General features: G+C 64.1%; 18 protein-coding genes and 1 pseudogene. 8 read left to right on the top strand and 11 right to left on the bottom strand.

Going from position 1 to position 22,954, the window contains the following annotated elements; genetic code table 11:
- Positions 1–19: 19 nt before the first annotated feature.
- From sufB to uvrB, 8 genes are all read left to right on the top strand, one after another.
- The gene (sufB, locus tag RAH32_RS03995; RefSeq protein WP_306605354.1) at positions 20–1,564 is read left to right on the top strand and encodes a Fe-S cluster assembly protein SufB; all 1,545 of its coding nucleotides are present in this window, start codon (positions 20–22) and stop codon (positions 1,562–1,564) included.
- 66 nt (positions 1,565–1,630) lie between these two features.
- Entirely contained in the window at positions 1,631–2,386 is a 756-nt protein-coding gene (gene sufC / locus RAH32_RS03990; RefSeq protein ID WP_306605352.1) for a Fe-S cluster assembly ATPase SufC, read from the top strand.
- Positions 2,386–3,717: a SufB/SufD family protein gene (locus tag RAH32_RS03985; RefSeq protein ID WP_306605350.1), complete on the top strand. Its 1,332-nt coding sequence runs from the start codon at positions 2,386–2,388 to the stop codon at positions 3,715–3,717. The genes sufC and RAH32_RS03985 overlap by 1 nt, the downstream gene beginning before the upstream one ends.
- Positions 3,690–4,208, top strand: a complete 519-nt coding sequence (locus RAH32_RS03980; RefSeq protein ID WP_306605348.1) for a hypothetical protein — start codon at positions 3,690–3,692, stop codon at positions 4,206–4,208. Before RAH32_RS03985 ends, RAH32_RS03980 begins: the two co-directional genes overlap by 28 nt.
- Complete coding sequence (locus RAH32_RS03975; RefSeq protein WP_306605346.1) at positions 4,205–4,798, top strand: YIP1 family protein; 594 nt, start codon at positions 4,205–4,207, stop codon at positions 4,796–4,798. Before RAH32_RS03980 ends, RAH32_RS03975 begins: the two co-directional genes overlap by 4 nt.
- On the top strand, positions 4,795–6,006 hold the full coding sequence (locus RAH32_RS03970; RefSeq protein WP_306605344.1) for a cysteine desulfurase: 1,212 nt from the start codon (positions 4,795–4,797) through the stop codon (positions 6,004–6,006). The genes RAH32_RS03975 and RAH32_RS03970 overlap by 4 nt, the downstream gene beginning before the upstream one ends.
- 94 nt (positions 6,007–6,100) lie before the next feature.
- The gene (locus RAH32_RS03965; RefSeq protein ID WP_306605342.1) at positions 6,101–7,315 is read left to right on the top strand and encodes an NAD(P)/FAD-dependent oxidoreductase; all 1,215 of its coding nucleotides are present in this window, start codon (positions 6,101–6,103) and stop codon (positions 7,313–7,315) included.
- Positions 7,316–7,473: 158 nt separating this feature from the next.
- Complete coding sequence (gene uvrB, locus RAH32_RS03960) at positions 7,474–9,660, top strand: excinuclease ABC subunit UvrB (protein ID WP_306605340.1); 2,187 nt, start codon at positions 7,474–7,476, stop codon at positions 9,658–9,660.
- 5 nt (positions 9,661–9,665) lie between these two features.
- Here the strand turns inward: uvrB and RAH32_RS03955 are convergent, their stop codons facing one another.
- The 11 genes and pseudogenes from RAH32_RS03955 to RAH32_RS03905 form a co-directional block, all read right to left on the bottom strand.
- Positions 9,666–12,287: an ATP-binding protein gene (locus RAH32_RS03955; protein ID WP_306605338.1), complete on the bottom strand. Its 2,622-nt coding sequence runs from the start codon at positions 12,285–12,287 to the stop codon at positions 9,666–9,668.
- 502 nt (positions 12,288–12,789) lie between these two features.
- Positions 12,790–13,005, bottom strand: a pseudogene (locus RAH32_RS03950) ((S)-ureidoglycine aminohydrolase); the annotation flags it as partial.
- A 457-nt stretch (positions 13,006–13,462) separates the two neighbouring features.
- Positions 13,463–14,980, bottom strand: coding sequence for an amidase (locus RAH32_RS03945; protein WP_306605336.1), 1,518 nt, complete (start codon positions 14,978–14,980; stop codon positions 13,463–13,465).
- A gap of 5 nt (positions 14,981–14,985) precedes the next feature.
- The gene (locus RAH32_RS03940) at positions 14,986–15,984 is read right to left on the bottom strand and encodes an acetamidase/formamidase family protein (RefSeq protein WP_306605334.1); all 999 of its coding nucleotides are present in this window, start codon (positions 15,982–15,984) and stop codon (positions 14,986–14,988) included.
- A gap of 23 nt (positions 15,985–16,007) precedes the next feature.
- Positions 16,008–16,718 (bottom strand): ABC transporter ATP-binding protein, encoded by a 711-nt coding sequence (locus RAH32_RS03935; protein ID WP_306605332.1) that lies wholly within the window; start codon positions 16,716–16,718, stop codon positions 16,008–16,010.
- Positions 16,711–17,427: an ABC transporter ATP-binding protein gene (locus tag RAH32_RS03930; protein WP_306605330.1), complete on the bottom strand. Its 717-nt coding sequence runs from the start codon at positions 17,425–17,427 to the stop codon at positions 16,711–16,713. Before RAH32_RS03930 ends, RAH32_RS03935 begins: the two co-directional genes overlap by 8 nt.
- Positions 17,427–18,494 carry an ABC transporter permease subunit gene (locus RAH32_RS03925; RefSeq protein ID WP_306605329.1) on the bottom strand — a complete coding sequence of 356 codons (1,068 nt, stop codon included), beginning with the start codon at positions 18,492–18,494 and terminating at the stop codon, positions 17,427–17,429. Before RAH32_RS03925 ends, RAH32_RS03930 begins: the two co-directional genes overlap by 1 nt.
- 2 nt (positions 18,495–18,496) lie before the next feature.
- Positions 18,497–19,369: an ABC transporter permease subunit gene (locus RAH32_RS03920; RefSeq protein ID WP_306605328.1), complete on the bottom strand. Its 873-nt coding sequence runs from the start codon at positions 19,367–19,369 to the stop codon at positions 18,497–18,499.
- Between the two features lie 61 nt (positions 19,370–19,430).
- The gene (locus tag RAH32_RS03915; RefSeq protein ID WP_306605326.1) at positions 19,431–20,666 is read right to left on the bottom strand and encodes an urea ABC transporter substrate-binding protein; all 1,236 of its coding nucleotides are present in this window, start codon (positions 20,664–20,666) and stop codon (positions 19,431–19,433) included.
- Between the two features lie 31 nt (positions 20,667–20,697).
- A complete protein-coding gene (locus RAH32_RS03910) occupies positions 20,698–21,324 on the bottom strand; it encodes an ANTAR domain-containing response regulator (RefSeq protein ID WP_306605324.1) in 627 nt (208 codons plus the stop codon).
- Positions 21,321–22,487, bottom strand: coding sequence for a transporter substrate-binding domain-containing protein (locus RAH32_RS03905; protein ID WP_306605322.1), 1,167 nt, complete (start codon positions 22,485–22,487; stop codon positions 21,321–21,323). The genes RAH32_RS03910 and RAH32_RS03905 overlap by 4 nt, the downstream gene beginning before the upstream one ends.
- Between the last annotated feature and the right edge of the window lie 467 nt (positions 22,488–22,954).

The following is a 22,954-nucleotide window of genomic DNA, read 5'->3' as shown; positions in this document are numbered from 1 at the left end:
GCCCGAGGAAGGACAAAGGATGACTGCAACCACCGATCTTGATGTGCGCGAGGGCGTTGACCGCGAAACGGTCGAGACCGTGCAAAGCATGGGCAGCTATAAATACGGCTGGGATACCGAGATCGAGATGGACTATGCCCCTATGGGGCTGAACGAAGATATCGTCCGCCTGATCTCGCAGAAGAACAGCGAACCGGAATGGATGCTGGAATGGCGCCTGGAAGCCTATCGCCGCTGGCTGACCATGACCGAACCGAAATGGGCAATGCTGAATTATCCCGAGATCGATTATCAGGACCAGTATTACTATGCCCGCCCGAAAAGCATGGAAGTGAAGCCCAAGTCCCTGGACGAGGTCGATCCCAAGCTGCTGGCGACCTATGAGAAGCTGGGCATTCCGCTGAAGGAACAGATGATCCTGGCAGGGGTCGAGGGCGCCTTGCCGTCGCCCGGCGTGGACATGGCGGTCGCGGCCACCGAAGGGCGCCGGGTCGCCGTCGATGCCGTCTTCGATTCGGTGTCCGTCGGGACCACCTTCAAGGACGAACTGGCCAAGGCCGGCGTGATCTTCTGTTCGATCAGCGAAGCGATCCGCGAGCATCCCGAGCTGGTCAAGAAATACCTGGGCAGCGTCGTGCCGCAGTCCGACAACTATTTCGCGACGCTGAACAGCGCGGTCTTTTCGGACGGCAGCTTCGTCTATGTCCCCAAGGGCGTGAAATGCCCGATGGAACTGTCCACCTATTTCCGCATCAACGCGGAAAACACCGGGCAGTTCGAGCGTACGCTGATCATCGCCGACAAGGGGTCTTACGTCAGCTATCTGGAAGGCTGCACCGCGCCCAAGCGTGACACGCATCAGCTTCACGCGGCGGTGGTGGAAATCGTCGTGCTGGAAGATGCCGAGGTGAAATACTCGACCGTCCAGAACTGGTATCCGGGCGACGAGGAAGGCCGCGGCGGCATCTACAACTTCGTCACCAAGCGCGCCGACTGCCGCGAGGCCCGCGCCAAGGTGATGTGGACGCAGGTGGAAACCGGGTCGGCGATCACCTGGAAATATCCGTCCTGCATCCTGCGGGGTGACGAGTCCCAGGGCGAGTTCTATTCGATCGCCATCGCCAACAACATGCAGCAGGCCGATACAGGCACCAAGATGATCCATCTTGGCCGCAACACCCGGTCGCGCATCGTGTCCAAGGGGATCTCGGCGGGCCGCGCGCAGAACACCTATCGCGGGCTGGTGACGATGCATCCGCGCGCCACCAACAGCCGCAACTATACCCAGTGCGACAGCCTGCTGATCGGCGACCAGTGCGGCGCCCATACCGTGCCCTATATCGAGGTGAAGAACACCTCGAGCCGCGTCGAGCACGAGGCGACGACCAGCAAGGTCGATGACGACCAGCTGTTCTATTGCCGCCAGCGCGGCATGGACGAGGAAGAGGCCGTGGCCCTGGTCGTCAACGGCTTCTGCCGCGAGGTCCTGCAGGCGCTGCCGATGGAATTCGCCATGGAGGCGCAGTCGCTGGTCGCCATTTCGCTGGAAGGTTCGGTCGGCTAAGGCCGCGAAGGATTTGATGATGGTGCCGTGGCTTCGGCACCGCCGCCACCATCTGATGAGGAAAAGATGCTGAAAATCGACAACTTGCACGTCAAGCTTGAGGAAGAAGACAAACAGATCCTGAAGGGTCTGTCGCTGGAGATTCCGGCCGGTCAGGTTCACGCCATCATGGGTCCGAACGGTTCGGGCAAATCGACGCTGTCCTATGTCCTGTCGGGCCGCGACGGCTATGAGGTGACGGAAGGGTCCGCCACGCTGGACGGCGAAAGCCTGCTGGACATGGAGCCGGAAGAACGCGCCGCCGCAGGCCTGTTCCTGGCCTTCCAGTATCCGGTCGAGATCCCCGGCGTCGGCAACATGACCTTCCTGCGCACCGCCGTGAACGCGCAGCGCAAGGCGCGCGGCGAGGAGGAACTGTCCTCGGGCGATTTCCTGAAGCTGGTGCGTGCCAAGGCGGCGGAATTGCAGATCAGCCCCGAGATGCTGAAGCGCCCGGTCAATGTCGGCTTCTCGGGCGGCGAGAAGAAGCGCAACGAGATCCTGCAGATGGCCATGCTGGAACCGCGCATGTGCATCATGGACGAGACCGACTCGGGGCTTGACGTGGACGCGATGCGGCTGGTCTCGGACGGCGTGAACGCGCTGCGGTCGCCCGACCGCAGCTTCCTGGTCATCACCCATTATCAGCGCCTGCTGAACCACATCCAGCCGGACGTGGTGCACATCATGGCGAATGGCCGGATCGTGAAGTCGGGGGGGCCGGAGCTGGCGCTGCAGGTCGAGCAGGAAGGCTATGGCGACCTTCTGGCGGAGGTCGGCTGATGGCGGACACCGCAGTCCAGGCGAAGGACCACACCCCGACGGTCGAGGGCACGCCGAAGCCGGCCGGCGCCCTTGACGCGCGGCTTGCGGCATTGACGCTGCCGCAGGGCGGCTTTGCCGCCGCTGCGCGCCGCGACGCCCTGGCGCGCCTGCAGGACATGGGTCTGCCCGGTCCGCGCGACGAATACTGGCGCTATACCGATCCGCGTCCCTTCAACGCCCCCGAGGCCACGGCCATTCCCGTCCCGCAAGAACAGGCGACCCCGCTGTTCGAGACGCTGGACCGGCTGACGCTGGTCTTTGTGGATGGCGCCTTCGACGAGGCGGCGTCCGACGACCTGGCGCTTGAGGGGGTCGAGATCACCACCCTGGCCAAGGCCGACGACGCGAACTGGGCCGCCGATCTTTACGGCAAGCTCGAGGCCGCGGGCCAGCATCCCGTCCGCCGTCCCTTTGCGGTGCTGAACACGGCGGCGGCCCAGGACGGGCTGCTGATCCGCGTGACCGCAAAGCCGTCGAAGCCCATCCATGTCGTGCACCGCCGCGCCTCGGACAAGGCGGATGCGATGTGGCATCACGTGATCCGGGTCGAAACCGGGGCCGAGCTGACGCTGCTGGAAACCGGCATGGCTGGTGCCCGTTCGAACGGCATGATCGAGGTCGATCTGGCCGAGGGCGCGGTGTTCCATCATGTCGCCTCGAAACGCGCGATCGAGGCCAAGGTGGGCATCGGCCACATCTTCGCCCGCGTCGCCGCGAAGGCGCAGTTCAAGTCCTTCACCCTGTCGGTCAACGGCACCGTCATGCGCAACGAGGCGGTGATCGACATCGCGGGCGACGATGCCGTGGCCCATATTGCCGCCGCCGTTCTGGGCGACGGCGGGGTCGCGCCGTTCCATCAGGACGACACCGTCTTCATCACCCACGGGGCCGAACGCTGCGAAAGCCGGCAGGTCTTCAAGAAGGTCCTGAAGAACGGGGCCGAGGGCGTCTTCCAGGGCAAGATCCTGGTCAAGCCCGGCGCGCAGAAGACCGACGGCTATCAGATCAGCCAGGCGCTGCTGCTGGACGAACGCAGCCAGTTCCTGGCCAAGCCCGAGCTGGAGATCTATGCCGACGACGTGAAATGTTCGCACGGCTCGACCACCGGCGCGATCGACGAGGAAGCGTTGTTCTATCTCCGCTCTCGGGGCGTGCCGCGGGAACGGGCCATCGTGTTCCTGGTCCTGTCCTTCCTTGCCGACGCCCTGGCGGAAATCGAGGATGAGGCGATCCGCGACTGCATCTATGAACGGCTGGACCTGTGGCTGACCCTCAACGCGGTTCAGTAAGGGCGGCGCCCGCGGGCATCGTTCCCCGGGTGCTGCAAAGCTGGGTGGCCCCGCGCCGGGTGGTGCGGGGCCTTTCCGACATGTCGGAGGGCACGAAGCTGGCCGTGCTGATGGCCGCGATGCTGATCTTCCTGATCGCGCAGGCACCTTCCAATGCGCGGCTGGCGCAGCTTGACCCTTCCGTCCCGTTCCAAGCCCGCATGGGTGGTGCGCTTCTGGGCGTGATGTTCATGATGCCTATTCTGGCCTATGCCCTTGCCGCGCTGGTTGCGGGACTGTCGCGTCTGACCCCCTGGCGCCTTTCGCCCGAGAATTCGCGTCTGGCGCTGTTCTGGGCCTTGCTGGCCGTGGCGCCCGCGATGCTGCTGGCGGGTCTGGTCGCGGGTCTGGTCGGGCAGGGGCCGGGCCTGGCCCTGGCCCAGGCGGTTTGCGGCATCGGTTTTCTGGTGATCTGGGGCGTCGGAATATCAACTCTGGCGAGGCGAAGATGACTTTCGACGACTTCAAGGCCCTGGTCGGCCTGTCGTTCCGCAATCCAAACGCGGCGGCACATACGCTGATGGGGCAGGGGTGGCCGATCCAGGCCCGCTGGATGGCGCTTTTGGCTGCAGTGTCGCTGTCGGCGCTGCTCGCCTCGTTGGCGGCGGTGCTGTTCAGCACGCCGGCGCCGGATGGAACCCAGGTCGTGATCCTCAGCCAGCAGCCGATGGTTCTGGCCCTGATGCAGCTTGGTGCGATCGTGCTGGCGGCGGGGCTGATGTCCGGGGTCGGTCGTATGTTCGGCGGCCATGGCCGGTTCGAGGATGCGCTGCTGCTCACCGTCTGGATCGAGGTTCTGCTGCTTGTGGTCCAGGCCGTCCAGTTGGTGGTCTCGCTGGTCCTGCCCGGCGTCGCAGGTATGCTGGGGGTGGCGGCGCTCGTCCTGTTCCTGTGGCTCACCGTGCAGTTCACCAAGGCGCTGCACGGTTTCCGCAGCAGCGCCAAGGTCGCCCTTGGCCTGATCGGAACCGCCTTCGTGGCGGGCTTCGTGCTGTCGCTGATCGCTGCCGCCCTTGGAATCCTGCCGGAGATGCCGCAATGAGCTTTGACGTCGATGCCGTCCGTGCCGATTTCCCGATCCTGTCGCGGCAGGTCAACAACCGACCCCTGGTTTATCTGGACAGCGGCGCCAGCGCGCAAAAGCCGCGCCAGGTCATAGACGCGATCACCCGCGCCTATGAAGGCGAATACGCCAACGTCCATCGCGGCCTGCATTTCCTGTCGAACCTGGCGACCGACAACTATGAACGCGTCCGCGCGATCATCGCCCGCTTCCTGAACGCCCCGCACGAGGACGAGGTGATCTTCACCAGCGGATCGACCGAGGGGATCAACCTGGTCAGCTATGGCTGGGCCGCGCCCCGCTTGCAGGCGGGGGACGAGATCGTGCTGTCGGTCCTGGAACATCACGCCAACATCGTCCCCTGGCATTTCCTGCGCGAACGGCAGGGGGTGGTGCTGAAATGGGTCGAACCCGAACCCGATGGGTCGTTACCGCCCGAAAAGGTGTTGGCTGCAGTGGGGCCAAGGACGAAGCTCATCGCCGTCACGCATATGTCGAACGTGACCGGCACCGTTGTCGATATCGGGGCCATTGCGCGCGGCACCGATGTGCCCGTCCTCGCCGATGGAAGCCAGGCAGCGGTGCATATGCCGGTCGATCTGGCGGCGCTTGGCGTGGATTTCTACTGCGTCACCGGTCACAAGCTTTACGGGCCTTCAGGTTCCGGCGCGATGTGGATCCGCCGCGAACGGCAGGCCGAGATGCGCCCCTTCCTGGGCGGCGGCGACATGATCCGCACCGTGGCGCGCGACGCGGTCGAATACGCCGACCCGCCCCTGCGCTTCGAGGCGGGCACCCCGGGCATCGTCAACCAGATCGGCCTGGGCGCGGCGCTGGAATACATGATGGACCTGGGGATGGAGAACATCGCCGCCCATGAACGCGGTCTGCGCGACTATGCCCGCGACCGTCTGCGCAGCCTGAACTGGCTGCAGGTCCAGGGCGACGCGCCGGACAAGGGCGCGATCTTTTCCATGACCATGCAGGGCGCCCATGCCCACGATCTGTCCACCATCCTGGACAAGCGCGGCATTGCGGTGCGTGCCGGCAGCCATTGCGCCATGCCGCTGATGGAATTCTTCGGCGTCACCGCAAGCGCGCGGGCGTCCTTTGCCATGTACAATACCAAGCAGGAAGTGGACTCCTTGGTCGAAGGATTGACCTTCTGCCGAGAACTTTTCGCCTGAATCTTGCAAAGTTTCGGCGGGTCGCCGAAGATCGTCTTGTCTGAGCACCGAATGTCTGCATCCCTGTCCGAAATTCGCCGGACGGGGGACGAATATGACAGAGATTCTGGTTCTGGGCGCGGGCATGGTTGGCGTCACCACCGGGCTGGCGCTGCAGGCCCGCGGGCATCAGGTCACCATCATCGAACGCGGCGTGCCGGGGCGGGAAACCAGTTATGGCAATGCGGGCCTGATCCAGACCGAGGCGGTCGAACCCTATGCCATGCCTCTGGCCCCTGCCGCGCTGATCCAGATTGCCCTGGGAATGGGTTACGACGTCAAATGGAATCTGCCCGGCCTTGTGTCGCAACTGGGCGCGGTCTGGACCTATGCGGTCAATTCGCTGCCTGCGGGACATCGCCGGGCGACCCAGACCTGGGGCAAGCTGATCCGCCAATCGACCGAACGCCACGCGCCCTTGGTTCAGGCGGCGGGCGCCGACAACATCATCCGCCGCGACGGCTATATCGAGGTGCATCGCACCCCCGCCCGCATGGAAAAGGCCCGCGTCACGGCCAAGCGGTTCCTGGACGAATTCGGGGTCGAGGCCAAGCTGATGGACGGCCGCGCCCTGCGCGCCCTGGAACCCGCCATCAGGATCGAGGTCGAGGGCGCGACCCATTGGGCCGACGCCTGGACCTGCTCCGATCCGGGCGGGCTGGTGGCGGCCTATGCGGCGCTGTTCGAACGGAAGGGCGGGCGGATCGTCAATGCCGATGCAGGCGACCTGCAACGCACAGGCAGCGGCTGGCGCGTGGGGGATGACACGGCCGAACACGCGGTCGTGGCGCTTGGCCCCTGGTCGCCCATGCTGCTGCAGCGTTTCGGACTGACCGTGCCGATGGTCTTCAAGCGCGGCTATCACCGCCATTACCGCATGGAAACGCCGCCCAATCACCCGATCGCGGATTTCGGCAACTCGGTCGTGCTGTCGCCGATGCGGCGGGGCCTTCGCATCGCCACCGCCGCCGAACTGACCAGCCACCCGCGCCTGACGCCGCCGCAACTGAAGCACGGTGAAAAGGCCGCGCGGGAACTGTTCGACATCGGCGCCCCTGTCGAGGCCGAACCCTGGACCGGCCGTCGCCCCTGCATCCCCGACATGCTGCCGGTGATCGGCCGCGTGCCCGACCAGCCGAATCTCTGGGCGCATTTCGGACATGGGCACCAGGGTTTCACCCTGGGTCCGGTCACGGCGGAAATCCTGGCCGACGAAATGAACGGCGGCCAAGGCTGGCCGGAATTGCAACCCGCCCGCTTCAAGCGGTGATCGCCGCTTCTTCTTCACCCAAATATCCTCAGGGGGTGAATTGGCCGCAGGCCAAGAGGGGGCGCGAGCGCCCCCTGCTGCCGCAATCCGTCATCAGAGCCGGTTGACTTTCGCGCGCGGCGACACACCTTGGAAGTCTGCCGCATGAAGGTTGCCTGATGGGTCACAACAACACCAACGCGCCGGTCGCGCGTCCGATCGAAGTCACCCGTCCCAAGCTGGAAGGCGGGCGGCGCTTCGTCATGAAAAGCGAATTCCAGCCCGCGGGCGACCAGCCGACGGCCATCGTCGAGCTGACCCAGGGCGTGCAGGCGGGTGAACGCGACCAGGTGCTGCTGGGCGCGACGGGCACCGGCAAGACCTTCACCATGGCCAAGGTGATCGAGGCGACGCAGCGCCCGGCCATCATTCTGGCGCCCAACAAGACCCTGGCGGCCCAGCTTTATGGCGAATTCAAGGGCTTCTTCCCCGACAACGCGGTCGAATACTTCGTCAGCTACTACGACTATTACCAGCCCGAGGCCTATGTCCCCCGGTCCGACACCTATATCGAGAAGGAATCGCAGATCAACGAGGCCATCGACCGGATGCGCCACTCTGCCACCCGGGCGCTGCTGGAGCGCGACGACGTGATCATTGTGGCCTCCGTCTCCTGCATCTACGGCATCGGCTCGGTCGAGACCTATTCGGCCATGACCCAGGACATGGTCGTGGGCGACAGCTATGACCAGCGGGAATTCATCGCCCAGCTTGTGGCGCAGCAATACCGCCGCCTTGACGCGGCGTTCCAGCGGGGTGGGTTTCGGGTGAAGGGCGACGTGGTCGAGGTCTGGCCCGCCCACCTTGAGGATCGCGCCTGGCGCTTCGACTTCTTCGGGAACGAGCTTGAGGCGATCACCGAATTCGATCCCCTGACCGGGCAGAAGACCGACAACTTCCGCCAGATCCGCATCTATGCCAACAGCCACTATGTCACGCCGCGCCCCACGCTGCAGCAGGCGATCAAGGGCATCAAGGCGGAACTGCAGACCCGGCTGAAGCAACTGGTGGACGAAGGCAAGCTGCTGGAAGCGCAGCGTCTGGAGCAGCGCACGAACTTCGACCTCGAGATGCTGGAGGCCACAGGCGTCTGCAACGGGATCGAGAACTATTCCCGCTACCTGACTGGCCGCGCGCCGGGCGAGCCGCCCCCCACGCTGTTCGAGTTCATCCCCGACAACGCCATCGTCTTTGCCGACGAATCCCACGTGTCGGTGCCGCAGATCGGCGGCATGTATCGCGGCGACTTCCGGCGCAAGTTCACACTGGCCGAACACGGCTTCCGGCTGCCAAGCTGCATGGACAACCGCCCGCTCAAGTTCGAGGAATGGGACGCCATGCGACCCCAGTCAGTCTTCGTCAGCGCCACCCCTGCGCAGTGGGAGATGGACCAGACCGGCGGCGTCTTCACCGAACAGATCATCCGCCCCACCGGCCTTCTGGACCCGCAGATCGAGATCCGCCCGGTCGAGATGCAGGTGGACGACCTGCTGGACGAAATCCGCAAGGTCAGCGCGGCGGGCCTGCGCACGCTGGTCACGACGCTGACCAAGCGCATGGCCGAGGACCTGACCGAATATTTCCACGAACAGGGCGTCCGCATCCGCTACATGCACAGCGACATCGACACGATCGAGCGGATCGAGATCCTGCGCGACCTGCGCCTTGGCGCCTTTGACGTGCTGGTGGGCATCAACCTGCTGCGCGAGGGGTTGGACATTCCCGAATGCGGCCTTGTGGCGATCCTGGATGCCGACAAGGAGGGCTTCCTGCGGTCGGAAACCAGTCTGATCCAGACCATCGGCCGCGCCGCGCGGAACGTGGACGGGCGCGTGATCCTTTATGCCGACAGCATCACCGGCAGCATGGAACGCGCCATGGCGGAAACCGAACGCCGCCGCCAGAAGCAGATGGCCTATAACGAGGCGCATGGCATCACCCCCCAGACCGTCCGCAAGAATGTCGAGGATGTGCTGGCGGGCCTGTGGCAGGGCGATACCGACCAGTCGCGGATCACGACCAGGGTGGACCGCCCGATGGTCGGCGCGAACCTTCAGGCCCATCTGGACGCCCTGCGCGCCCAGATGCGCAAAGCCGCCGAGAACCTGGAGTTCGAGGAGGCGGCCCGCCTGCGCGACGAGGTCAAGCGGCTGGAGGCGGTGGAACTGGCCGTTGCCGACGACCCCCTGGCGCGCCAGTCCGTGATCGAGGAGGCGGCCGAGGAGGCGGTCAAAGCCTCTGGCCGGTCCACGGCAGGCAGGGCGGGGCAGCGCGGCGGCAACAAGCGGTCCAAGCGGCGGCGCTGACGCCCTCAGCCCAGGGCCGCTGCGATCTTTCGCGCCAGTTGGTCAAAGCTGAACGGCTTGGCCAGGAAATTGCCACCCGCCTTCACCCGCGTGTCAATGTCGGACGAGTCTCCGGTATATCCGCTGGCATAGACGACCTTCAGGTCGTCCCGAAGCCTGCGGGCCTGTTCGACCAGTTGCGGTCCGGTCATCTGCGGCATGACCACGTCCGTGAACAGCAGGCTTACATCCCGGCGGCGCGACAGGATGTCCAGGGCGGCCGGTCCCGACGAGGCTTCCAGGACCGTATAGCCCAGGTCCCGCAGCGACGCGACCGTGAAGGCGCGGACCCGGTCCTCGTCCTCGACCACAAGGATCACCTGTGCGGGCTGGCCCAGCGGCACGTCGTTGGCAAGATCGTCCGCCGTTCGGGCGGCATGGTCCAGGCTGCGGGGCAGATACAGATCCACGGCGGTCCCCTGGTCCACCTGCGATGTGATCGTGACATGGCCGCCCGATTGGCGGATGAAGCCATAGACCTGGCTTAGCCCCAGGCCGGTGCCGCGTCCCGTGGGCTTGGTGGTGAAGAACGGATCGAAGGCCTTGGCCAGGACTTCGGGCGTCATGCCCGTTCCCGTGTCCAGCACCCGGATGCGCACATAGGCCCCCGGCTCGATCCCAAGCTCGCGGGCCTCTGCGGGCGCCAGATCCGCATTGGCGGTTTCCAGCGTGACTTGCCCGCCATCCGGCATCGCGTCCCGGGCGTTCACCGCCAGATTGATGATGGCGTTTTCAAGCTGGTTGCGATCGACCTTGGTTGCCCAAAGATCGGGTTGCAGATGCGTGTCCAGCACGATGGTTTCGCCCAGTGACCGCGACAGCATGTCGGACAGGCCGATCACTTGGGCATTGGCGTCGATCACCGCCGGCTCCAGCGGCTGTTGCCGCGAAAAGGCCAGCAGCCGCTGCGTCAGCGCGGCGGCGCGGCCCGCCCCGTCCAAGGCCCCCTCGATATAGGCGCCGACATCGGCATTGCCCCGCGCAAGCTGCCTTTGGGTCAGGTTCAGGCCGCTGATGACCACCGCCAGCATGTTGTTGAAGTCATGGGCAATGCCCCCCGTCAACTGGCCCACCGCCTCCATTTTCTGCAACTGGCGCAACTGGCGTTCCGCGGCCTCTCGGCGCTCGAATTCCTCGCGCAGGACGATCTCGCGCTGTTGAAGTGCTGCTTCCTGCTCCTCGACACGGCGGCTGAGGCTGATCAGTGCCTCGGCCCGTTCGATGGCCAGCCATGTCTGCTGCACGATTTCCTTGGCAAGGATGATTTCGGGTTCCGTCCAGATGCGCACGTCAGCCTGATGAAGATAGATCCCCGCCGCCCATTTTCCGCTCGTCAACAGCGGCACGCATATTCCGGCCAGAACCCCTTCCTGGGCGTAAGGCTTCAGTTTGCCGTCGCAGTCCTGACGGCTGTCTCCGAAGACCAGGGCGCGGCCCGCGCGGCGTTCGGCATCGGCGTGCTGTCCGTAATGATCCGTGGTCTGTGATCCCGTCAGGGGTTCCAGCGTGCCGTCGGACCAGGAGGCCTCGTGGCGGACGCGTCGCGGTTCGATCATCCGATAGAAGCCGACACGGTTGACACCCAGCCGCTTGCCCAAGGCTTCCGAGGATGCGCGCAGTATTTCCTGCGGATCGCTTTGCGTCCGCTGGCGCGCGATCTGTTCAAGAACGAATTCCCGTTCCTCTTTCGCGGCGCGCAACTGCAGTTCCGCCTCTTTCAGGCGGGTGATGTCATAGCTGACGCCCGGCATCCGCACGCAACGGCCGTCCGGCCCCGCCATGCATTGCCCCTGCGCCGATACCCAGGACACCGTCCCGTCGCGGCCCAGCAGCCGGTATTCCGACGAAAACTTTCCCACGGCTGCAATGGTCCGCGCGATCTCCGCCTGGACCCGGGGGCGGTCTTCGGGATGAATGCCCTTGATGAATTCCTCGACCCTGGTCCCTTCGGCCGCAATATTGGGATCGACGCCATAAAGGTTTGCGAAGTTGCTGTCGGCAGTCAGGCGGTCTGCGATCACGTCCCAGTCCCAGATGCCCACGCTGTTGCTGGACGACATCGCCAGTTCCAGACGCTCGGTCGCCTTGGCGCGGGCGCGTTCGGCCAGGATCCGGTCCGTGGTTTCGCCTGTGACGCAGATCAGCCCGGCAATGCCGCCGTTGGCGTCGATGACGGGGGAATAGGTAAAGGTCCAATAGCTTTCCTCGGGCAACCCGTTGCGGCTGAGATCCAGCCGCATGTCCACCATCTTCTGGCTTTCGCCAGCGAGGCATCGGTCCACCAAGGGCGAGATATCGTCCCAGATGCTTGCCCACAGATCCCGGAAGGGTTTGCCCAGCGCATCCTTGGCCCGATAGCCCAGGATCGGCTCATAAGCGTCGTTATAGAACGAAATCAGTTCCGGTCCCCAGGCCAGATACATCGGCGTGGGGCAGGCCAGCACCGTGGCCAGGATGGCACGCAGATCCGCAGGCCAGGACTCCATCTGCCCGATGGGCGTATCCGACCAGTCCCGTCTGGCGATGTCGCGGGCCACCCCGCTGTCACTCCCTGCCAGCCAGTCGCCCAAGGACCGTTCGATATCCATCTGTCATTCCATCCCGCATTGCGGCCAAGACGCCTTGGCCTTGCGAGGTTCCTGCCGCTGTTCCGCCCCGATATTTGCGTCTGCCCGCCGCGACCGCAAGGCCCTGAAAAGGCTGACCGCCAACAAGACGCAACCCTGTGTCGGCAAGGAAAGGTCGGGGGTTGATGATCGCCGTGCCAGCCCGATGCGAAGACCCGGTTCGTCAAGTTCCCCTGACATCAGAGAACGGCATGGCTTCCCAAGGGCAAGGTGGTGCAGATCGCGGATATTCGCCAGAAGCACCATGTCGCACCGCTGCAGACCAAAGAGCGGCCGGTGTTTCCATGCCCGAGCCACGATCCCTCCCCATCAAGGCGGCACGGAAGGCTTTCTGCCAGGCTGCTACGTCGACTTGGCGTACATGCTTCGTCTGGATGCCGCGTTCCCTGATCGAGGAGGCGACGGGGGCCGATGTCTCGCCCGAGCCGCTGCTGTCCTATCTGGAAGGCAAGTTCGGCCAGATCGTCTCGGCAAAGGGGATGGAGCCGCCCGGCTTGAAGGTCACGACCGTGATGTGCATGTCGTGGCGCAGGTCGGCCGGGTCCATGAAGCGCGTGGTGCCCCGGGCTCCGTCCGTGTCGGGCATCATCGAGGGCGCGATGTCCTGTTCCTGCGCGACGATGGGATCGGGCCTGTCCACGCCATTGCAGGGCTGCCACCGCTTGCGCCACCAGTGAAAGCCGGTGTTGCCGGGCGCGGACCAAGGCCGCTGGCAAGCGGCGCAAGCGCGTTGTCGAGCAGAAGCAGGCGAACGGCAAGACGAAGACAAAGACGATCACGCAGGGGACACCGAAGGTGGCGCGGTGGCCTTCATTGCAGTGCGGCTGATCGCCTGCATGGCCGGCGGTGAGGAGTTCGGCCCCTTTAAGGACTGAACGACGCGGCTTTGCCTGTCGCCTGCTGCACCGGTGCGATACAGACCCCGCATTCACGATTGGGTGGCGATGGCAGGCGTGAGCGTCCATCACCTCTCAGCGGCCAGGTATGACCTGCGCACCCAGGGCGGCCTGCCCCTGTTTCCGGGCGGGTCGGTAGAGAACGCGCGCGGCAACCCTTGAAACTCGTTACCCAAGGCGGGGCAGGCGGTCCTTTGGGCAAGACAGGCTATTTCCTCTGCTTTGTTGGTGCCTCCTGGATCAGACAGCCGGTTTGCGGTGCCGCGTATGCTGTTCGTAGGCATAAGCCTGGCTCAGCAGTTCCGCCTCTGACCATTGCAGCCCAAGGAAGATCAGGCCAAAGGGCGCTCCTGACGCGTAGTAGCCGGCGGGGACGGTGATGCCTGGAATCCCGGAAATGTTAAGTTCGCCAACGGTGGTTTCGCGAAGCGCTTCCCCCGCGTGAAGTTCGGGGAGTTCATTCAGCATCTGTGGGTAAACCAGGCTGTCCAGGCTGTGCTTCGCGAAAACAAGTTCCAGCAGCTCCAGGTACCGGCGTTTCAGTTCTGTAAAGGCCGGCAGGGCAGGGGGCGTTTCGGGGTCCGCAAGACATGGTGCAAAATCTGGAAGCTCTTGCAGATAGCCGAGGATCGCGCCCTTCCCAAGGACATTCTCGGAGGCAGTGGCCGCAATGAACTCTTTCCACGATTTCAGCGCGGCGTCGGGTCCAAGGCGACGCAGGTAGCAGGTCATGTCATAGGGCAGCGATTCAAGGCCGCGCCCGTCGAAGAAGGGTGTTCCGGGTGTGATCTGGCGCAGGCTGGCGAAGTCGGTTCCTGCGAAGGGATCCTCGACCAGAACGGCGCCCGCCGCCACGAGTTCCCGCTTCGCACGTTCATAAAGCTGAGTAGCTTCCTCCGAGAGAAGGTCTGGTCGCCAGCCCGGGCCATAAAGCCCCAGCCGCTTGCCCCGCAGCCCGTCGGTTGACAACCGTGCTGCATATCCACCCGGGGGAACTTTCCCGACCGCAGCCAATGTCTTCGGGTCCTCGGTGGTGAAGCCGGCCAGCACCGTCAGGCATTCGGCGGCATCTGTGACCGTGCGGGCGACCGGTCCCACCACGTCGCGATTGGCCGACAGGGGCACGACGCCTGCATTGGGCACCAGCCCGATGGTCGGTTTGATGCCCACCAGATCCTGGGCCGAGGCCGGGTTCTGGATGGATCCACCCGTTTCCTCGGCCAGCCCGATCACCGCCATGTGGGCGGCTACCGCCGCCGCCGAGCCGGCGCTGGACCCCCCCGGCACGCGGTCGGGTGCAGCGGGATTGATCGTCGGTCCGGCCCAACTGTCATTGGCATGGGTCCCGGTCCAACTGAGGATCGGGACGTTGGTCTTGCCGATGATGACCGCGTCTGCGGCCCGCATCCGCGCCACCACGGGGCTGTCGCGTTCGGGCATAAGATCGACGCCGCCCGCACCGGAATAAAGCAGCCGCCAGCCCGCGGTCGACGGAAAGCCCACCATGTCCATGGGGTCCTTGACCACGACGGGAACACCCGCCAAGGCACCCACCTCCTCGCCTGCGGCAATCCGGCGGTCGATGTCGCGGGCCGTGTCCAGCGCCGCGTCATTTTTGAAGATGACCGCGTTATAGGTGCCGTTCGTCGCCTGCATCTGGGCGATTGCGGCCGATGTCAGCGCCTCGGCGGTGAAGGCGCCGCTGGCCAGGCCTTGGCGAATGCCGGCCACCGTCAACTCGCCCAAGGAGGGAAGCATGTCCTTCATCGGGCGATTCCAACGATGGATTTCAGGACCGATGCGCCGACCGTGTATTTCGGGTCCACCATGTTGCCCAGCCGGATGCGGCCGCACTGCGTCAGAAGCATATAGGCGTCGATCTCGTCAAAGCCGAAGTCGGCGGCCATCCAGCGGATCAACTCGCGATAGGCGCCGCGCGCGGCGTCCTCCATCGGCCGCGAGGAGCCGATGGTCATGTAGAACTTTTCGTTCTCGAGCCGCGGGGTCTTGATGGTCCAGCCCTTGATCAGATCGACGCGGACGGTGGTGACGGTCGGGTGTTCGATCGCGACGCCGCACAATTCGCCGTCGCCCTGCGCGGCATGGCAGTCGCCCAGGAACAGGAACCCGCCCTCGGTCTGGACGGGCAGATAGACGACCGCGCCCGGCGCCACGTCCGGCAGGTCCATGTTGCCGCCGTAATAATCGGGCACCAGCGAGGAGATGGCCTCGATCTGCGGGGCGGTGCCGATGGTGCCGATGAAGGGTTCGTAAGGCAGGGTGATGCGGTCGTTCCAGACGGTGCCTTCTTCGGCGGTGACATTCAGCTTGCGCACGCGTTCGGGCAGGGGGGCGGTCAGCAGGGCCGTGTCCGCCGTGGGCACCAGGCCGCCGAATTCGGGCATGATCACGGTGGTGCCCCGGGGTTGGGGTCCGCGCGGAACGATGCTGTCGATATGGACGGCGATGGTGTCGCCCTTTTCCGCGCCGTTGATCCAGACTGGTCCGTTCTGGGGGTTGAGAAACGGAAAGTTCAGCTTCTCGGTCGGCTTGTCCGCTTCCGACGTAATCGCACCTTCGAACGCGTCGTGGGTTTCGCAGGTCAGCACCGTGCCGGGATCGATCCTCAGCACCGGCGGGATCGCCGCGCTGTAGACATAGTGATACCTGCCTTGCTGGGCCTCGGTCAGCGATGCTTCCGCCCGTGCCTCTCCTTTGGCGACGGCCTTGCGGGCCATGATGGAGTCTTCGAACCAGCTCATGTGGATACCTTTCTGGATGGGGGTCAGACGGACAGATGGCTTCGGATAAGATCCTGGTCGTCCAGGTCGGAACGGCTCAGCGCGGCGGTGATGCGGCCCTTGTCCATGACATAGCAGCGCTGTGCCATGGCGCGGATCATGTCGATGTTCTGTTCCACGAAGACCACGCCAAGCCCGGATTTTGCATTCAGGTCCACCATGATCCGGGCGATCGACTGAACGATGTTGGGCTGGATGCCCTCGGACGGCTCGTCCAGCAGGACGAGGGACGGGCCGCCCATTAGCACCCGGCCGATGGCAAGCTGCTGCTGCTGGCCCCCGGACAGGGTGCCCGCGCGCTGGCCCGCCCGTTCCTGGAGGATGGGGAAATAGTGAAAGACTTCCTCAAGCTTCCCATCCAGCTTGCGGCCGGAAATCGACTGGCCAACCAACAGGTTCTCCAGCACCGTCATGCGGGGGAAGACGTCGCGACCTTGCGGGACATAGCCGATGCCCAGGCGGGCGCGGCGATGCGCCGACAGGCCGTCAACCGGCCGGCCCCGGACCAGGATCGATCCGCGCTGCGTCGGAAGAAGACCGATCAGCGTCTTCATCAACGTGGACTTGCCCACGCCGTTGCGGCCTATGATTGCGACGATCTCCCCCTCGTTCACGTGGAAATCGACACCTTGCAGGACAGGCTTGCCGCCATATCCGCCGTTCAGCGCGGAAGTTTGCAGAAGGGGTTCAGGCATCGACCTCTCCCAGATAGATCCTGGCCACGCGGGGATCGGCGGTGATGTCGTCGATGCTGCCCTGGGCGAAGACCTTGCCCAGATGCAGCACCGTCACCCGATGGGCGATCTGGCGCACGAAGGCCATGTCGTGTTCCACTGCCAGCACGGTCATGCCCTCGGCGTTCAGCCGGTGCAGCATCTCGCCCGTGGCATGGGTTTCGTCGGGCGTCATTCCGGCCGTGGGTTCGTCCAGCAGCAGAAGGCGCGGCTTCAACGCGATCGCCATGCCGATTTCCAGCCACTGCTTCTGGCCATGGCTGAGGTTGCCGGCCAGTTGCGCCTGATCCCCCGACAGCTTGAGGAATTCCAGCAGCCGGTCCACCTCCTCGCGCAACATGCCGGCCGGGACATGGTGCTGAAGGGCGATGACCAGGTTCTGACGGGTGCTGAGTTCCTTGAAGATGCCGGGCACCTGGAACTTGACGCTGATGCCCTTGCGGATGCGCTGGAAGGACTTGGCGCGGGTGATGTCTTCGCCTGCCAGCAGGATCTGGCCGCTGTCGGGCTGATGCTCGCCCAGGATCAGGCGGAAGAAGGTGCTTTTTCCGGCGCCGTTGGGGCCGATCAGGCAATGCATCTCTCCGGTTTGCAGGGTGAAATCGACATTGCCCGTGACATGCAGGCCGCCGAAGTGCTTGTTCAGCTTGCGGGTTTCCAGGATGGACATCAGCGGACCTCCTTCCGCCGCGTCAGGCGGCCGGCGGCGTCAACGATGCCCATCACGATGCCGCGCGGCGCGACCAGCACGGTCAGGACCAGCAGGATGCCCATCACGACCAAAGCATACTGGCTGCCGTGGATGGTCAGCATCTGGAACACGATCAGCACGGCCAGGGTGCCCACCAGCGTCGTGGTCAGGTCGCTGCGCCCGCCGACCGCGACCCAGACGATGGGCAGCGCGGCCGCGGTCATCCCCATCGAGGCGGGCGTGATATAGTTCCCCCAGGACGTGTAAAGCACCCCCGACAGCCCCGCGAGCGCCGAGCCGATGACGAACCCGCCCAGCTGGAACTTGCGGATGTCGTAGCCCAGCATCTCGGCCCGTTGCGGATTTTCGCGGATTGCCACCAGGACGTTGCCAAAGCGCGAATTGACCAGCATCCGCAGCGCCAGATAGACGACCACCAGAAGCGCAAGCGTCAGGTAATACAGCGGCAGGTCGGGAAACAGCACGATATCCCCGCCCGGCCAGGGGATCGTCAGCGAGGGCATTCCGCCCATGCCGTTGAACCCGTTCAGCCGGGCCGATCCGATGGCCCATTGCGGGCCGGCCGTCTGCGCCATGAAGCGTTCTAGGACCAGCGTCACCGACAGGGACACGATGCCCAGGAACACGCCGTTGATGCGCCCGAAGAACAGGAAATAGCCCAGCACGGCGGCAAAGACCGCGCTGAAGCCCACCGCCAGCACCAGCGAAAGAAGCGTCAGCCCATAGGCATCGCCCAGGTTGATCGTCAGCACGCCATAGCAATAGCCCGCGACGCCGAAGAAGGCCGTCTGCCCGAAGCTGAGCGATCCGCCATAGCCCCAGATCAGCGACAGGCCCATGGCCATGAACAGCCAGTTGAAGAAATAGACATTATTGCCCACGTCATAGCTGTCGGCGAACATCGGATAGGCGCAGGCGCAGGCCAGGACGACCAGGAAGCCAGCCCAGAACCTGGGGCCACGGCCGATGGTCTGCGGTCCTTCGACCAGGCGCAGGGCCGCGCGCAACCGGGATTGCTCGGCCATTCTCAGGCCCTCTCTTTCAGAATCTTGCCGCTGATCCCTCGTGGCAGGATGCGGATGACGATGATGACGGCGATCAGCAGGCCGATCTGCCCGGCAAGCTGTCCTTGCCAGCCGGTCAGGGCGGCCTTGATGACGCCAAGGATCGCGGCGGCGGGCGCCGTGCCCAGGAAGATGTCTGCCCCGCCGACGACGACGGTGACAAAGGCCTCGACCATGAAGGACGCCCCCATGGTGGGCACCAGCGTCATGGTCGGCGCATAAAGCCCGCCTGCCAGTCCTGCCAGGCCCGCGCCAAGGCCGAAGGTCACGCTGTAGATCAGGTTGGTGTTGACGCCCATGGCTTCGGCCACATGGGGAACCTGGATCGTGGCGCGCGACAGAAGGCCGAACCGCGTCCGGGTGAACATCAGCCACAGCAGGGCCAGCGTGCCGATCGCGGCAATCATCAGGATGACGCGGTAGACGGAATAGGAATAGCCGCCCATCGTGAAGCTGCCGAAGGGTGTGCCTACACCCTGCATGCTGGGACCAAGGACGATCAGCGTCCCCTGGGTCACGATCATGGAAATGCCCCAGGTCGCGACGATGGTGTCCAGCGGACGCTGATACAGGGGGCGGATCACCAACAGTTCCACGATCATGCCCGCAATGCCCGCGGCAACGGCCCCCGCGACGATCGCAAGCGGCAGAGGCAAGCCCGCATGGACCGCGCTGGTCGAGACATAGGCCCCGCACATGATGAATTCGCCATGGGCAAGGTTGATGACGCCCATCATGCCGAAGATGACGGCCAGCCCGCAGGCGCTGAGGACCAGAAAGGCGAAGGCATCGCCGAACTGGTAGAGAAAGCTGAAGATCAGATTGAAGATGTCCACGTAGGCGGCCCCTTTGGTCTGGTGGCGTCCGGGCGGGCAGGCCGCCCGGACAGGTCGGGGATCAGCCGTTGGCCGGGGGCGGATTCGACGGCGTGTACTGTTCGCTGGGATCGCTGACGGTCAGGTCGCAGCCCGCCTGGCCCAGCCAATAGGGCTGGATCGCCTCCCACTTGGTCGGAAACTCGACCGAATGGTCATCCGTCACATGCGCCAGATGGATGGTGTGCGAGACATGCTGGCTTTTCGGGTCGATGCACATCTGGCCGCCGGGCCCATCGACGCAGACATCCCCTTCGGCGATGACCTTGCGGATATCGGCCAGTTCGGTCGACTTCGCGCGCTCGACCAACTGCTTGTAGAGATAGACGGCGGCGTAGGAGTTGCTGGCCTCCTGGTTGATGTAGGGTTCGTCAGGGAACTTCGCGCGAAACTTCTCGACGAACTCCTTGCTGGCCGGGCTGTCGATTTCCTCGACATAGTTCACGGTCGCGTACATGTCCTTGAGACTGGGCGGCGTGAAGCGCTTGTGCTCATAGCCTTGGCCCACGTTTACCGAGGATGCCATCGGCAGGCCCAGGTTCGCGGCGCCCGCCTGTTCGTAATAGGACGCCTGCGCGGTTCCAACCAGCAGCGTCACGACGAAATCGGGCTTCGCTGCCTGAATGTTCTGGATGGTCTGCGAAAACTGCGACACGCCCAGGGGGATGAACTCCTCGCCCACCATGGTGCCGCCATTTTCCGCGACGATGTTGCGCACCCATTCGGCCGAGATCTGGCCGAAGTTGTAGTCGGCCGCGATCGTATAGACGTTGGGTCCGTAATTCTCGATCATGTAGGGCAGCAGGGTCGAGAACTGCTGTTCTGGAACGGCGCCCGTCACGATCATGTTCGCGTCGCAGACCCCGCCCTCATACTGGTTGTTATAGAAGGCCAGTCCGTCGAACTGGTTGACGATCGGGCGGTAAGCCTCTCGCGAGGCCGAGGAAAATCCCGCAAAGACGGCATCCACCTGATCGCGCTGCAACACCCGGCGCATGAATTCCTGATAGCGGGTATTATCGGACTGGGTGTCGTATTCGACCAGTTCCAGCGGGCGCCCGTCGATCCCGCCAGCGGCATTGATTTCTTCGGCCGCAAGCTGGATCGCATGGACCTTGCCGATCGTGGCAAGGGCGAAATCGCCGGACTGGTCTTCCAGGACACCCAGCTTGATGGGTTCGGCATCCTGTCCGAACGCGGCGCCAGCAAGCAACAGAACTCCGAGCGCCGAAACGGCGCTTCTTGATTTGATCAACATTGACAACTCCTTGTCGGTTCTCGACGTGGGATTAGGCCCAGCGTCGCCTTTCATCAGTCGGCGAGGCTTCTTCGTCCTCGTTATGTCTTGACGCTTTCAGGCCCTGGCAGAAGTCCTCGACGCTCTGGCGAGCGTGCATGGCGCTGCGACGCAGGCGATCATAGGCCTGGTCAGGCCCGATGCCTTCGCGAAGTACCATGTCGGTTACTGCGCGCAGGACATGGGCACGGCCTTTTCGCCGCTGCTTCAGTTCCTCGATCTGGGCCTGCATTGCCATATTGCGGGTAAGGGAATTGACCGCCAGGAACAGCGCGGAATAGACCGATCCGCTGTGGACGGGCTTGGTCAGGAAGGCTTGCGCGCCAAGGCTGACCAGCCCGCGCAGCCGGCTGGGCGCTTCGGACCCGACCAGCCCGACAATGGCGCAATCCGGCGGTCTGTCAGGTTCCTCACCTGCAGGGGGCAGCGCCATGTCGCCGTCGATGAAGGCGACGCGGGGGCCTGCCGATGGCTCAAACAGCAAGGTCTGGTGGACCGCATCGACCGTCAGTCCAAGGCGCGGCAGAACGATCTGCAGTGTATTCGTGCTGCGGCTGTCGGATGTGATGATCGACGCTCGGAAATCGCGGAAGTTCTGCGTCACGCGGGGCTGTTTCATTTCACGATCCTCAGTTGCGAGGGCAGGGAAGACGGTTCTGTGGTGCGCGACCACTGCACCAGGTAGGGATCCGGCTGCACCGGCCCTGGGCTTTCGATCAGCACATCGAATTCGTAATCCGCGCGGGAGATACCGATATGCGGCGTCAGATAGGCGTGCATCGTCGCCGGATCGATCATCACCGGTCCCTGCGGCGCATCGAAGCGGCAGGCGGTTACGGCGGTGCGAACCTGTGCAATGTCTTCGCCACCGGCCCGCGCGACGGCGCGTGCCAGCAGGTGGATGGCAATATAGCTGGACTCTGCGTCGGCGCAGGCGGCCGGTCCATTCGGAAAAGCACGGCGATAGGCTTCAACAAAGTCGGCATTGCGTGCCGTCTGAATCGAGGAAAAATAGACGCTGGAGGTGATCTGTCCATCTGCCGCCTCTGCCCCGATCGCGTGCAGTTCCGGTTCGGACAAGGTGCAGCTTGCCACCGGCATGTTTCGCGGCTGGTCGATCCCGGCAGCAGCGCTGGCCCGGCGCAGGCGCCGCAGGAACTCATACGATGATGACCCGATCAGGGAATTGAAGATGTAGTCCGGCCGAAGGTCCAGAATTTCGGTTACATACTGGTCTAGGTCAGTCTCCCCTACCGGCACATAGCGTTCGGCTGCGATCTGTCCTCCCAGGCGCGTAATGCCTTCGCGGAAGACGCGGTTGCTTTCCCAGGCCCAGATATAATTCGACCCGATGCAATAGGCCGTGCTGCCGTATTCCTTGAACAGAAAGCCGATAAGCGGCGTCAGATGTTGATTTGGCGAGGAGCCGGTGTAGATCACGTTCTGCGAGGTCTCAAACCCTTCGTAATGGCTGGGATACCACAGCAGCGCATCGTGCTTTTCCACGATCGGCAGCACTTCCTTGCGGCTGGAGGAAGTATAGCAGCCGCAGATATGGAGAATGCCTCGATCCAGCATCGACTGGATCCCGTCTCGGTAACTGGCCAGCTGTCCACGAGGGTTCACGTGCAAAGGCTCTAGCCTGAGGGGCAGGGATGCATCCTCGTTCACCTCCTGGCACGCCAACATCGCCCCATTCAGAAGTGCCTGAGCAACCGTGGCGTAAGGCCCTTCGGTCGAAAACAGCAGGCCGATCTGAAGTGAGGTGCGTTCCAAGTTCATGTCCACGTGAAAACAGCCCTGAGGCAGCGAATGCCCAGGGCGGAATTGCCGTTATGTCGATGTCGTCAGAGCTGTGCGTGACGGCTCAGTTGCCTTGCACATGTCTCACGCTAAGGCCGCGGGAACAGACCTGTCAATCAGCAAAGAGGATGAGGCGCGGGCGTGCCTTGATTTTCAGCAGCCCACCAGGATCAGATGGGGAATTGCACAATAAAGGTGAAGGAAATTTCCGGCGTTTGATGAAGTGTCGAGGCTTTCCCGAACCGCATCAGTCGGCGAGGGTGGGGGTGTTGCGTCAGGCGGAGAGTGGATGTCCGTGGAATTCGCTTTGCGGACTTTCGGTTCATGGCGGATCGCCTGGCCGGCTGACGGCAGGTCCGGCTCTTAAGGTGCTGGATGACTTCAACCGCGAAGGGCTGGCATCGAAGACACGGCGCGCGCCCTCGCGTTTCCGCGATGCGGATTGG

Origin of the sequence: Paracoccus yibinensis, assembly GCF_030846195.1 — a bacterium.
Lineage (GTDB): Bacteria > Pseudomonadota > Alphaproteobacteria > Rhodobacterales > Rhodobacteraceae > Paracoccus > Paracoccus yibinensis.
The sequence above is the reverse complement of the archived record's forward strand: the minus strand, read 5'-3'. Positions and strand labels throughout refer to the sequence as shown.

What these genes read in the sequence shown, in the direction of transcription:
- RAH32_RS03965 (WP_306605342.1), top strand. Translation starts at nt 6,101, where the DNA reads ATGACAGAGATTCTGGTTCTGGGCGCGGGCATGGTTGGCGTCACCACC.
- RAH32_RS03970 (WP_306605344.1), top strand. Translation starts at nt 4,795, where the DNA reads ATGAGCTTTGACGTCGATGCCGTCCGTGCCGATTTCCCGATCCTGTCG.
- RAH32_RS03940 (WP_306605334.1), bottom strand. Translation starts at nt 15,984, where the DNA reads ATGAGCTGGTTCGAAGACTCCATCATGGCCCGCAAGGCCGTCGCCAAA.
- uvrB (WP_306605340.1), top strand. Translation starts at nt 7,474, where the DNA reads ATGGGTCACAACAACACCAACGCGCCGGTCGCGCGTCCGATCGAAGTC.
- sufB (WP_306605354.1), top strand. Translation starts at nt 20, where the DNA reads ATGACTGCAACCACCGATCTTGATGTGCGCGAGGGCGTTGACCGCGAA.
- RAH32_RS03910 (WP_306605324.1), bottom strand. Translation starts at nt 21,324, where the DNA reads ATGAAACAGCCCCGCGTGACGCAGAACTTCCGCGATTTCCGAGCGTCG.
- RAH32_RS03935 (WP_306605332.1), bottom strand. Translation starts at nt 16,718, where the DNA reads ATGCCTGAACCCCTTCTGCAAACTTCCGCGCTGAACGGCGGATATGGC.
- RAH32_RS03905 (WP_306605322.1), bottom strand. Translation starts at nt 22,487, where the DNA reads ATGAACTTGGAACGCACCTCACTTCAGATCGGCCTGCTGTTTTCGACC.
- RAH32_RS03930 (WP_306605330.1), bottom strand. Translation starts at nt 17,427, where the DNA reads ATGTCCATCCTGGAAACCCGCAAGCTGAACAAGCACTTCGGCGGCCTG.
- RAH32_RS03975 (WP_306605346.1), top strand. Translation starts at nt 4,205, where the DNA reads ATGACTTTCGACGACTTCAAGGCCCTGGTCGGCCTGTCGTTCCGCAAT.
- RAH32_RS03915 (WP_306605326.1), bottom strand. Translation starts at nt 20,666, where the DNA reads ATGTTGATCAAATCAAGAAGCGCCGTTTCGGCGCTCGGAGTTCTGTTG.
- RAH32_RS03925 (WP_306605329.1), bottom strand. Translation starts at nt 18,494, where the DNA reads ATGGCCGAGCAATCCCGGTTGCGCGCGGCCCTGCGCCTGGTCGAAGGA.
- RAH32_RS03985 (WP_306605350.1), top strand. Translation starts at nt 2,386, where the DNA reads ATGGCGGACACCGCAGTCCAGGCGAAGGACCACACCCCGACGGTCGAG.
- sufC (WP_306605352.1), top strand. Translation starts at nt 1,631, where the DNA reads ATGCTGAAAATCGACAACTTGCACGTCAAGCTTGAGGAAGAAGACAAA.
- RAH32_RS03955 (WP_306605338.1), bottom strand. Translation starts at nt 12,287, where the DNA reads ATGGATATCGAACGGTCCTTGGGCGACTGGCTGGCAGGGAGTGACAGC.
- RAH32_RS03945 (WP_306605336.1), bottom strand. Translation starts at nt 14,980, where the DNA reads ATGCTTCCCTCCTTGGGCGAGTTGACGGTGGCCGGCATTCGCCAAGGC.